The following is an 11744-nucleotide window of genomic DNA, read 5'->3' on the forward strand; positions in this document are numbered from 1 at the left end:
GCCCACTTCATGAAAGCGCGAGGCTAGGCGCCGTCCGGCTCGCGATGGGACCCGGCCCGGAAGGCCCCGGCCCGCGCCGGTTCTCGGGCACCGCCGCGTCAGGACTCGCCGCGGGTCAGCTCCCAGAGCTGGAGGTCGGCGGACGAGGTGACGGCCCACTCCACGCCGTTCAGCCCGTCGAGCGAGGCGACGTACTGCTTGCCCTGCCAGACCGGCAGGAGGGGGACGTCGACGGCGATGATGTCCTGAAGCTTTTCGAAGGCCGGGCTCGCGGCACTGCGGTCGGCCTCACGGCGGGACTGGGGGATCAGTTCCTTCTGCGCCTCGAGGGACTTGTACGGCGAGTTGAGGAAGTTGTTCTCGTCGAGGAAAGGCGCGATGTAGGTGTCCGGGTCCGGGAAGTCCGGGAACCAGCCCATGCCGTAGACCGTGTACTCGCCCTTCTTCTGGGCGGGGCGGAACTTGTCCCAGGGCGTTCCCTCGATGTCGACCTCGAACAGTCGCGTGTCGTTGAGCTGCTTCGCCAGCGCCTCGAACTCCGCCTTGGTGGCGGGCCCGTAGTAGTCCGTCGTGTAGTGCAGCGTGAACTTCACCGGTGTGCTGATGCCGGCCTTGTCCAGGAGCTCGGCGGCCGCCTCCACATCGGGCTCACCGTACTTGTTGTAGAACGAGTTGGTGTGGCTGGTGATGCCGGACGGGATCATCGAGTAGAGCGGCTCGGCGGTGCTGCCGTACACCGTGCTGGCGATGGCCCCGCGGTCGATGACCTGGGCCATGGCCTGGCGCACGGCCTTGTTCTCCACCGCCGGGTCCTCGGTGTCGAACGCGAGGTAGCGGATGGCGAAGCCGGGCATTTCGGTGAGCTTGACGCCCTCCTCCGGCTTCTCCAGCATCTTCTGGGCCTGCGCGGGCGACATGGTGCGCGTCATCATGTCGATCTTCTTCTCGTCGAGCGCCTTGCCCATCGCCGCCGAGTCGGGGTAGAGGTCCAGCTCGACCTTCTCGTTCCTGATCTTCAGGTCACCCTTGTAGTTCGGGTTCTTGGTGAAGACCACCTTGACGATCCTGTCGCCCTCGACCTCGGGCTTCATCGTGTACGGGCCCGATCCGTCGACCTGGAACCCCTCGCGGGCCGACTTCGCCGGGTACTTGTCCTTCTGCACGATGCCGGTGGTCGGCGTGGCGAGTTTGTAGGGGAAGGTGGCGTCCGACGTCTTCAGGTGGAAGACGATCTCGTTCGCGCCCTTGGTCTCCATCGTGTCGATGTTGTCGAGCAGGCCGACCGGGCCGCTCTCGTCCTTGATGTCGATCACACGCTGGAGGGAGTACTTCACGTCTTCCGGGCTGACCGGGGTGCCGTCCGCGAAGGTGAGTCCGTCACGCAGCGTGCAGCGGTAGCTCTCGTTCGCCGTGTCCGTGAAGGTGCAGCTCTCGGCGGCCTCGGGGACCGGCTCGCCGCCGCCCCGCGGTATGTGGGTCAGGGTCTGCACGGTCTGGCGCAGGACGTTCCAGACACCGGCCTCGTAACCGATGGCCGGGTCGAGGGGGGCCGGGTTGTCCTTCGTGGCGATGAACTGGTCCGTCGTCCCGACCACGATGGCATCGCCGCCGTCGTCCGACCCGCCACAGGCGGCGAGCACGGGTGCGAGCAGGCCCACTACGGCCGGCAGCACCAGCGTCTTGCGGTTCATCTGGACGTTCTCCCTCATTCCGGCATGTGAGAAAACCGAGATTAGTAGGCGCCGCAGAGCGATTTGACCGGTGCCGGTCGTCCGCGTATCCATTCGGTGATCACCGATGACGGGTTGTCCATGTCACGCTCGGGAATGTTTCGTACACCCCTTCACCAACCCGGACGTATGGGATAGCCAAACGGACGGCGGGGCCGACCGGGAGGCGCCACCGACGTCATATCGAGTGGCGAACATCACGTCTTGGCGCGCTCAGGGGTGCATTGACATGGACCTGATTTTCCGGTGCGTGGAAGCGTTCCGTGCATCAGCTGTCACGCATCGGCGACCAGACCCCGCAGGAAGGCGAGATCCACCTGCTCCAGGGAGGGCACGACCGCTCTGCCCCGGGCAGGCGCGATCGGCGCCACGGACGGCACGGCGACGACGCGGCAGCCCGCAGCCTCGGCCGCCGCGACCCCCGTGGCGGTGTCCTCGACGACCGCGCAGCGCCAGGGATCGGCACCGAAGCCCGCCGCCGCCGCCAGGTAGGGCTCGGGGTGGGGCTTCGTGCGGGTCACCTCGTCCCCCGCGACCGTGAGGGCGAAGTGGTGACGGCCGACGGAGTCCAGGACCCGGTCGATGATGCGCCGGTGCGAGGCGGAGACCAGGGCGGTGGGCACCTCGTGCGCCGAGAGTTCGGCGAGCAGACGGGCGGCGCCCGGCATCAGCGGGACCCCGTTCCCGATGCGCTTCTCGAAACGGTCGTTGAGCAGCACGGTGAGCTTCTCCAGGGAGATGTCGGCGCCGGTGACCTCGATGAGGTAGCCGGCACTGCGGGTCATGGGCCCGCCGACCACCACGTCGCGCCACGCCTCGTCCAGCTGGTGACCGAGGTCGGCGAAGACCTCGGCCTCCACGTCCCACCAGAATCCCTCGGTGTCGACCAGTGTGCCGTCCATGTCGAGAAGGACGGCTTGCAGCGTCGGCCCTTCGGCCGTGCGGGTCAGGGACGCGGGGACCGTACTGGTCATCCGGCACACCTCCATGAGGGACGAGAAGGCCGGCCGCCGTCCCGGTGGGAACGGCGACCGGCCTGCACTGGACCGACAAGTCTACGACTCGTGCCCGTACGGCGCGCGGAGTGATCCTTACCATGCGCCGAACGGCCGCTTACCGTGCGTTGAAGTACTTCGCCTCCGGGTGGTGGATGACGATCGCGTCGGTGGACTGCTCGGGGTGGAGCTGGAACTCCTCGGAGAGCTTCACCCCGATCCGCTCGGGCTCCAGGAGCTCGGCGATCTTCGCCCGGTCCTCCAGGTCGGGGCAGGCGCCGTAACCCAGGGAGAAGCGCGCGCCGCGGTACTTCAGCGCGAACATGTCCTCGACGTCGGACGGGTCCTCGCCGGAGAAGCCCAGCTCGCTGCGGACCCGCGCGTGCCAGTACTCGGCGAGCGCCTCGGCCAGCTGCACGGACAGCCCGTGCAGCTCCAGGTAGTCGCGGTAGGAGTTCGACTCGAAGAGCTCGGCCGTGGCGCCGCCGATCTTCGAGCCCACGGTGACGACCTGGAGACCGATCACGTCCGTCTCCCCCGACTCCTCGGGCCGGAAGAAGTCCGCCAGGCAGAGACGGCGGCCCCGGCGCTGGCGCGGGAAGGTGAAGCGGGTGCGCTCCGAACCGTCCTCGTGCAGCAGGATCAGGTCGTCGCCCTTCGAGACGCAGGGGAAGTATCCGTAGACGACGGCGGCTTCCAGAAGGTTCTCGGTGTGGAGCTTGTCGAGCCAGCCGCGCAGGTGCGGCCTGCCCTCCCGCTCCACGAGCTCCTCGTACGTCGGTCCGTCACCGGCACGGGCCTGCTTGAGGCCCCACTGCCCCTTGAAGAGGGCACCCTCGTCCAGCCAGGAGGCGTACTCCTTGAGCTGGATCCCCTTGACGACCCGGGTGCCCCAGAACGGCGGCTCGGGGACCGGGTTGGTGACCGAGACGTCGGACCGCACACCCTCCTCGGGCTCCACGACCTCGGCCGCGGGGGTGTCCCGCTTGGGCACGCGGCGCTGCTTCAGCTCGGGGAGGGTGGCGCCCGGTACCCCGCGCTTGACCGCGATGAGGGCGTCCATCAGCCGCAGGCCCTCGAACGCGTCGCGGGCGTAGCGGACCTCGCCCTCGTAGATCTCGTGGAGGTCCTGTTCGACGTATGCCCTGGTCAGGGCGGCTCCGCCGAGGATCACCGGGTAGTCGGCCGCCATCTTGCGCTGGTTCAGCTCCTGGAGGTTCTCCTTCATGATCACGGTGGACTTCACCAGAAGGCCCGACATGCCGATGACGTCGGCGCGGTGCTCCTCGGCGGCGTCCAGGATCGCGGATACGGGCTGCTTGATGCCCAGGTTGACCACGTTGAAGCCGTTGTTGGAGAGGATGATGTCGACGAGGTTCTTGCCGATGTCGTGGACGTCTCCGCGGACGGTGGCCAGCACGATGGTGCCCTTGCCTTCGGCGTCCGACTTCTCCATGTGCGGTTCGAGGTGGGCCACCGCGGTCTTCATGACCTCGGCGGACTGCAGCACGAAGGGCAGCTGCATCTGGCCGGAGCCGAAGAGCTCGCCGACCACCTTCATGCCTTCGAGGAGGGTGTCGTTGACGATGTCGAGGGCGGGCCTGCTCTCCAGTGCCTCGTCGAGGTCCCGCTCCAGGCCGTTCTTCTCGCCGTCGATGATGCGGCGCTGGAGCCGCTCGTCCAGCGGCAGGGCGAGGAGCTCCTCGGCCTTGCCCTGCTTCATCGACTTCATGTTGACGCCCTCGAAGAGCTCCATGAGCCGCTGCAGGGGGTCGTAGCCCTCCTCGCGCCGGTCGTGGATGAGGTCGAGGGCGACCTTGACCTGCTCCTCCTCCAGCCGGGCGATCGGCAGGATCTTGGAGGCGTGCACGATCGCGGAGTCCAGCCCCGCCTTGACGCACTCGTCGAGGAAGACGGAGTTCAGGACGACGCGGGCGGCCGGGTTCAGGCCGAAGGAGATGTTGGACAGGCCCAGCGTGGTCTGCACCTCGGGGTGACGGCGCTTCAGCTCGCGGATCGCGCCGATCGTGGCGATCCCGTCCTTGCGGGACTCCTCCTGCCCCGTGCAGATCGTGAAGGTCAGACAGTCGATGAGGATGTCCGACTCGTGGATGCCCCAGTTGGTGGTGAGGTCCTCGATGAGCCGCTCGGCGATGGCGACCTTGTGCTCGACGGTGCGGGCCTGGCCCTCCTCGTCGATGGTCAGCGCGATCAGCGCCGCGCCGTGCTCGGAGGCCAGGGCGCTGACCTTCGCGAAGCGGGACTCGGGGCCGTCGCCGTCCTCGTAGTTGACGGAGTTGAGGACCGCGCGTCCGCCCAGCTTCTCCAGGCCGGCCCGCAGGACGGGCAGCTCCGTGGAGTCCAGGACGATCGGCAGGGTGGAGGCGGTGGCGAACCGGCCCGCCAGCTCCTCCATGTCGGCGACCCCGTCGCGTCCCACGTAGTCGACACACAGGTCGAGCATGTGCGCGCCCTCGCGGATCTGGTCGCGGGCCATCTCCACGCAGTCGTCCCAGCGTGCCTCGAGCATGGCCTCGCGGAACTTCTTGGATCCGTTGGCGTTCGTACGCTCGCCGATCGCGAGGTACGAGGTGTCCTGGCGGAACGGGACGGTCTGGTAGAGCGAGGCCGCACCCGGCTCGGGGCGCGGAGCGCGGGGGGTGAGCTCGGCGCCACGCACGCGTTCGACCAGCTGTCGCAGGTGCTCGGGCGTCGTGCCGCAGCAGCCGCCGACGAGCGAGAGGCCGTACTCCTGGACGAAGGTCTCCTGGGCGTCGGCCAGGCCCTCGGCGTCGAGCGGGAAGTGCGCGCCGTCCTTGGTGAGCACGGGCAGCCCGGCGTTCGGCATGCAGAGCAGCGGAATGCGGGAGTGACGCGTCAGGTAGCGCAGGTGTTCGCTCATCTCGGCGGGGCCGGTCGAGCAGTTCAGGCCGATCATGTCGACGCCGAGCGGTTCGAGCGCGGTCAGCGCGGCACCGATCTCCGATCCGAGCAGCATGGTGCCGGTCGTCTCGAAGGCCAGCGAGCACAGCACCAGGAGGTCGCTGCCCATCGCGTCCAGGGCGCGCCGGGCACCCAGCACGGCGGCCTTGGTCTGCAGGAGGTCCTGCGTGGTCTCGATGATGAGCGCGTCGGCACCGCCTGCGATCAGGCCCTCGGCGTTCTGCTGGAAGCCGTCACGCAGGACCGTGTACGGGGCGTGGCCCAACGTCGGCAGCTTGGTGCCGGGGCCGATGGAGCCGAGCACCCAGCGCTGCTGTCCGGTGGACGCGGTGAACCGGTCGGCGACCTCGCGGGCGATGGCCGCGCCGGCCTCGGAGAGCTCGTGGATCCTGCCGGGGATGTCGTACTCGCCCAGGGCGGAGGCGTTGGCTCCGAAGGTGTTGGTCTCGACACAGTCCACGCCGACGGCGAAGTACTCCTCGTGCACCGAGCGGACGATGTCGGGCCGGGTCACGTTCAGGATCTCGTTGCAGCCTTCGAGGTTCTCGAAGTCCTCGAGGGTGGGGTCCTGGGCCTGGAGCATGGTGCCCATGGCACCGTCTGCCACCACCACCCGGGTGGCGAGCGCCTCACGGAGCGCTGCGGCTCGGTTCCGGCTGTCAGCTGAGGGGGTCGGCGACGAGGCCATGGATGTTCTCCCTGGGATGCGACGGCTGTCGGCTTTGCGCCCCTCTGTGGAGGGGGGCACGCGGCCAGCGTAGCGGGGAGGCGGCCGGGCCGGTCGTCGCGTCCCACGGGGCGGACTGCATGCTGTGCGGTGAACGGCCCCCCTCGTGAGTGACGCATAATCTTCGCGCCACCGGACAGAGGTCGGCATCGACCGATAGTGTTCAGCATTGTCGAACCGAGGTGGAGGAGTACGGCGCGATGGCGAAGAACATCCAGTCGCTCGAGCGGGCAGCGGCGATGCTGCGTCTGCTGGCGGGCGGCGAGCGCCGGCTCGGCCTGTCGGACATCTCGTCGTCACTGGGCCTCGCCAAAGGTACCGCGCACGGCATTCTGCGCACCCTCCAGCACGAGGGCTTCGTCGAGCAGGACTCCGCGTCGGGCCGCTACCAGCTCGGCGCCGAGCTGCTGCGCCTGGGCAACAGCTATCTCGACGTGCACGAGCTGCGGGCGCGCGCCCTGGTCTGGACCGACGACCTGGCCCGCTCCAGCGGCGAGAGCGTCCACCTGGGCGTGCTGCACCAGCACGGGGTCCTGATCGTCCACCACGTCTTCCGGCCCGACGACAGCCGTCAGGTGCTCGAGGTCGGCGCCATGCAACCGCTGCACTCGACCGCCCTGGGCAAGGTCATCGCCGCCTACGACCCGGTCGCCCACAGCGAGGCCGCCGAGGCCGAGCGGCGGTCGTTCACACCGCGCACCGTGACGGACGCGGACGAGTTCGAGTCACTGCTCGACCTGATCCGCGCGCAGGGCTGGGCGGCGGACGTCGAGGAGACCTGGGAGGGCGTGGCGGCGGTGGCCGCACCCATCCACGACCGGCGCAGGATGCCGGTCGGCGCCGTGGCCGTGACGGGCGCCGTGGAACGCGTCTGCGCCGGTGGCGAGCTGCGGCCCGAGCTCGTCGCGGCCGTGCGGGACTGTGCCCGCGCCGTCTCCCGGGACCTGGGTGCCGGACGCTTCTGAGCACCCGCCGGGCACTCCCGTGGTGCCGGTAACGATCGAGTCCCACGTCACAGACCCCTTGACGCACCACCCGTCGGGGAGAAACATTGCCGCTCACCGGTCGGCATTGCCGAACACCTAACGGCAATACGCGTTAGGGTGTGACAGTGCCGAGGGCCGGTCAAGCCCTACAGGTGACGTGCCCGTCCTCGACAGGTACCCACCTGGGGCCGCGATCCACCGGAGGGACCCGGTGTTTCGCCTTCCCCTGGACGAAGGACAAAGGAGTCGCGGGTGTCCAGCTCCGACATCTTCATCGGCGAGACCATCGGTACCGCCGTACTCATCCTGCTCGGCGGCGGTGTCTGTGCCGCCGTCACGCTCAAGCGCTCCAAGGCGCAGAACGCCGGCTGGCTGGCCGTCACCTTCGGGTGGGGCTTCGCCGTGCTGACCGGTGCCTACATAGCCTCCGGCGTCTCGGGCGCCCATCTCAATCCGGCGGTCACGATCGGCCTCGCGATCCAGGGAGGCACCGCCTGGAGCGATGTACCCCTGTACCTCGCCTCCGAACTGTTCGGCGCGATGATCGGTGCGGTACTCGTCTGGGCCGTCTACTACGGGCAGTTCCACGCGCACCTCACGGATCCCGAGGTCCTGAAGGACCAGCCGGCCGAGGAGGGCCTGGTCGACCAGAAGTCGGCACCCGCCGCGGGCCCCGTGCTCGGGATCTTCACCACGGGTCCGGAGATCCGGAACGGGGTGCAGAACGTCGTGACGGAGATCATCGCCACGTTCGTACTCGTCCTGGCGATCCTCACCCAGGGCCTCAACGACGAGGGCAACGGCCTCGGCGTGCTCGGCGCCCTGATCACCTCGCTGGTGGTCGTCAGCATCGGCCTTTCGCTCGGCGGCCCGACCGGTTACGCGATCAACCCGGTGCGCGACCTCGGTCCGCGGATCGTGCACGCGTTGCTGCCACTCCCGAACAAGGGCGGGTCGGACTGGGGCTATGCCTGGGTACCGGTGGTAGGACCGCTCATCGGGGCCGCATTGGCCGGCGGGCTCTACAACCTCGCCTTCGCCTGAGCCACCTCTCCACACGACACAGACTTCCGGGAGCCAACCGTGACCGACGCACACACCACCGGCCCGTTCATCGCGGCCATCGACCAGGGCACCACCTCCAGCCGCTGCATCGTCTTCGACAAGGACGGCCGGATCGTCTCCGTCGACCAGAAGGAGCACGAGCAGATCTTCCCCAAGCCCGGCTGGGTCGAGCACGACGCGACCGAGATCTGGGAGAACGTCCAGGAGGTCGTCGCGGGGGCGATCGTCAAGGCCGGCATCACCTCCGCCGACGTCAAGGCGATCGGCATCACCAACCAGCGCGAGACCACCCTGCTCTGGGACAAGCACACCGGTGAGCCCGTCCACAACGCCCTCGTCTGGCAGGACACCCGCACCGACGCCCTCTGCAAGGAGCTCGGCCGCAACGTCGGACAGGACCGCTTCCGCCGCGAGACGGGCCTGCCGCTCGCCTCGTACTTCGCCGGCCCGAAGATCCGCTGGCTGCTCGACAACGTGAAGGGGCTGCGCGAGCGCGCCGAACGGGGCGACATCCTCTTCGGCACCATGGACTCCTGGGTCATCTGGAACCTGACCGGCGGCACCGACGGCGGCGTCCACGTCACCGACGTCACCAACGCCTCGCGCACCCTCCTGATGAACCTCCACTCGATGCAGTGGGACGACAAGATCGTCCAGTCACTGGACATCCCGGCCTCCGTCCTTCCGGAGATCCGGTCCTCCGCCGAGGTCTACGGCACCGCCAAGGGCGGCGTCCTCGACGGGATCCCGGTGGCCTCCGCGCTCGGCGACCAGCAGGCCGCCCTGTTCGGCCAGACCTGTTTCGCCCAGGGCGAGGCCAAGTCCACGTACGGCACCGGCACCTTCATGCTGCTGAACACCGGCCACACCCCGGTGAACTCGTACAACGGGCTGCTGACGACCGTCGGCTACCAGATCGGCGACCAGAAGCCGGTCTACGCCCTGGAGGGGTCCATCGCCGTCACCGGTTCGCTGGTGCAGTGGATGCGCGACCAGATGGGCCTGATCAAGTCCGCGGCCGAGATCGAGACGCTCGCCTCGTCGGTCGAGGACAACGGCGGCGCGTACTTCGTGCCCGCGTTCTCCGGCCTGTTCGCCCCGTACTGGCGCCCCGACGCCCGCGGTGTCATCGCCGGCCTCACCCGCTACGTGACCAAGGCACACATCGCCCGCGCCGTGCTCGAGGCCACCGCCTGGCAGACCCGCGAGATCAGCGACGCCATGACCAAGGACTCCGGTGTCGAGCTGACCGCGCTCAAGGTCGACGGCGGCATGACCTCCAACAACCTGCTGATGCAGACGCTCTCCGACTTCCTGGACGCACCCGTGGTGCGCCCCATGGTCGCCGAGACCACCTGCCTCGGCGCCGCCTACGCCGCCGGTCTCGCCGTCGGTTTCTGGCCGGACACCGACGCGCTGCGCGCCAACTGGCGCCGTGCCGCCGAGTGGACACCCCGCATGGACGCGGCCACGCGTGACCGCGAGTACAAGAGCTGGCTCAAGGCCGTCGAACGGACCATGGGCTGGATCGAGGACGAAGAGAGCTGAGGAGCAATCGACATGACCACCCTGCAGAGCGTCCCCGCCCTCGGGACGCATCCGGCCTCCGGCTCCCTCCCGAGCCGTGCCGAGACCCGGGAGCAGCTTTCCAAGGCGACGTACGACCTCCTGGTGATCGGCGGCGGCATCCTGGGCATCTCCACCGCCTGGCATGCCGCGCAGTCCGGACTGCGGGTGGCCCTGGTGGACGCCGGCGACTTCGCCGGCGCCACCTCCTCCGCCTCCTCCAAGCTGCTCCACGGCGGTCTTCGCTACCTCCAGACCGGCGCGGTGAAGCTGGTCGCGGAGAACCACTTCGAGCGGCGCGCGGTGTCCCGTCAGGTCGCCCCGCACCTGGCCAACCCGCTCACCTTCTACCTGCCCGTCTACAAGGGCGGGCCGCACGGCGCCGCCAAGCTCGGCGCGGGCGTCTTCGCCTACTCGGCGCTGTCCGCGTTCGGTGACGGCGTCGGCCACGTGATCAGCCCCGCCCGTGCGCAGCGCGACGTACCCGAGCTGCGCACGGACAACCTCAAGGCCGTCGCGGTCTACGGCGACGACCAGATGAACGACGCCCGGATGGCGCTGATGACGGTCCGCGCGGCCGTCGACGCGGGCGCCGTCGTCCTGAACCACGCCGCGGTGACCGGGCTGCGGTTCACCAGGGGCCGGGTCACGGGCGCCGAGCTGGAGGACCGTCAGGACGGTACGGAGTTCGGCGTCGACGCACGCCTCGTGCTGAACGCCACCGGCCCGTGGGTCGACCACCTGCGGAAGCTGGAGGACCCGAACGCGGCGCCGTCCATACGTCTGTCCAAGGGCGCGCACCTCGTCCTCAAACGCACCCGCCCGTGGAAGGCCGCGCTGGCCACGCCGATCGACAAGTACCGGATCACGTTCGCCCTGCCGTGGGAGGACATGCTGCTGCTCGGTACGACCGACGAGGAGTACGAGGGCGACCCGGCCGATGTCGCGGTCACCGAGAAGGACACGGCGCAGATCCTGGACGAGGCGGCGTTCTCGGTCCGGGACCAGCAGCTGTCCCGTGACCTGATCACGTACTCCTTCGCGGGGCTGCGGGTGCTGCCCGGCGGACCGGGCAACACGTCCAAGGCCAAGCGGGAGACGGTCGTGACGGAGGGCCGCGGCGGAATGCTGTCGGTCGCGGGCGGCAAGTGGACGACGTTCCGCCACATCGGCCGTACGGTGATGAACAAGCTGGCCGCGCTGCCGGGGCACCCCCTCGCCGAGGACATGGAGCCGATGGCCCGGCTGCCGAAGAAGGTGCCGCTGCCCGGTATCGCCAACCCGAACGCCGTCGCGCACCGGCTGATGGTCGACGGCGGTACGCCGGGGCCGCGGATGGCCGCCGACACGGCCCGCCACCTCGCGACCCACTACGGCTCGCTCTCCTTCGACATCGCACGGCTCGCGAACGAGAACCGGGCGCTGGCCGAGCGCATCCACCCCGACGCCCCGGAGATCTGGGCCCAGGTGGCGTACGCGCGGGACCGCGAGTGGGCCGAGACGGCGGACGACGTGCTGCGCCGCCGGACGACGCTGACGGTCCGTGGACTGGCGACGGACGCCGTCCGGTCCCAGGTCGAGGACATGCTGGCCGAAGGGCGCTGAGGGCCCGTACGGAACGAGGGGCGGCTCCTTCCCGGATGCTGTTGGCGAATGCCCCTTCGTTCCGCCCCATCGGATTTATCCGGTGGGGCGGAGTGCTGCGAAGTGTGAGGTGCGTGTTGGGGCGAGT

The 11744-nt window shown here is 69.2% G+C and carries 7 protein-coding genes; 4 read left to right on the plus strand and 3 right to left on the minus strand.

Features of this window, described 5'->3' with window-relative positions:
• Positions 1 to 98 precede the first annotated feature (98 nt).
• From ABT001_RS35095 to metH, 3 genes are all read right to left on the minus strand, one after another.
• Entirely contained in the window at positions 99 to 1691 is a 1593-nt protein-coding gene (locus ABT001_RS35095) for an ABC transporter substrate-binding protein (RefSeq protein ID WP_351285675.1), read from the minus strand.
• 314 nt (positions 1692 to 2005) lie between these two features.
• Entirely contained in the window at positions 2006 to 2704 is a 699-nt protein-coding gene (locus tag ABT001_RS35100; RefSeq protein WP_351285666.1) for an HAD family hydrolase, read from the minus strand.
• A 139-nt stretch (positions 2705 to 2843) separates the two neighbouring features.
• Positions 2844 to 6356 carry a methionine synthase gene (metH, locus tag ABT001_RS35105; RefSeq protein WP_351285667.1) on the minus strand — a complete coding sequence of 1171 codons (3513 nt, stop codon included), beginning with the start codon at positions 6354 to 6356 and terminating at the stop codon, positions 2844 to 2846.
• A gap of 239 nt (positions 6357 to 6595) precedes the next feature.
• Between metH and ABT001_RS35110 the strand changes: the two genes are divergently transcribed.
• From ABT001_RS35110 to ABT001_RS35125, 4 genes are all read left to right on the plus strand, one after another.
• The gene (locus ABT001_RS35110; RefSeq protein WP_351285668.1) at positions 6596 to 7360 is read left to right on the plus strand and encodes an IclR family transcriptional regulator; all 765 of its coding nucleotides are present in this window, start codon (positions 6596 to 6598) and stop codon (positions 7358 to 7360) included.
• Positions 7361 to 7633: 273 nt separating this feature from the next.
• A complete protein-coding gene (locus ABT001_RS35115) occupies positions 7634 to 8425 on the plus strand; it encodes an MIP/aquaporin family protein (protein ID WP_351285670.1) in 792 nt (263 codons plus the stop codon).
• 39 nt (positions 8426 to 8464) lie between these two features.
• Complete coding sequence (gene glpK, locus ABT001_RS35120) at positions 8465 to 9994, plus strand: glycerol kinase GlpK (protein ID WP_351285672.1); 1530 nt, start codon at positions 8465 to 8467, stop codon at positions 9992 to 9994.
• A gap of 12 nt (positions 9995 to 10006) precedes the next feature.
• On the plus strand, positions 10007 to 11617 hold the full coding sequence (locus ABT001_RS35125) for a glycerol-3-phosphate dehydrogenase/oxidase (protein WP_351285673.1): 1611 nt from the start codon (positions 10007 to 10009) through the stop codon (positions 11615 to 11617).
• The last annotated feature ends 127 nt before the right edge of the window (positions 11618 to 11744 follow it).

The organism is Streptomyces sp. NPDC002793 (genome assembly GCF_040295485.1).
Lineage (GTDB): Bacteria > Actinomycetota > Actinomycetes > Streptomycetales > Streptomycetaceae > Streptomyces.

Excerpts from the sequence above, each read along its gene's own strand:
- ABT001_RS35095 (WP_351285675.1), bottom strand. The coding sequence starts at position 1,691 with ATGAACCGCAAGACGCTGGTGCTGCCGGCCGTAGTGGGCCTGCTCGCA.
- ABT001_RS35100 (WP_351285666.1), bottom strand. The coding sequence starts at position 2,704 with ATGACCAGTACGGTCCCCGCGTCCCTGACCCGCACGGCCGAAGGGCCG.
- metH (WP_351285667.1), bottom strand. The coding sequence starts at position 6,356 with ATGGCCTCGTCGCCGACCCCCTCAGCTGACAGCCGGAACCGAGCCGCA.
- ABT001_RS35110 (WP_351285668.1), top strand. The coding sequence starts at position 6,596 with ATGGCGAAGAACATCCAGTCGCTCGAGCGGGCAGCGGCGATGCTGCGT.
- ABT001_RS35125 (WP_351285673.1), top strand. The coding sequence starts at position 10,007 with ATGACCACCCTGCAGAGCGTCCCCGCCCTCGGGACGCATCCGGCCTCC.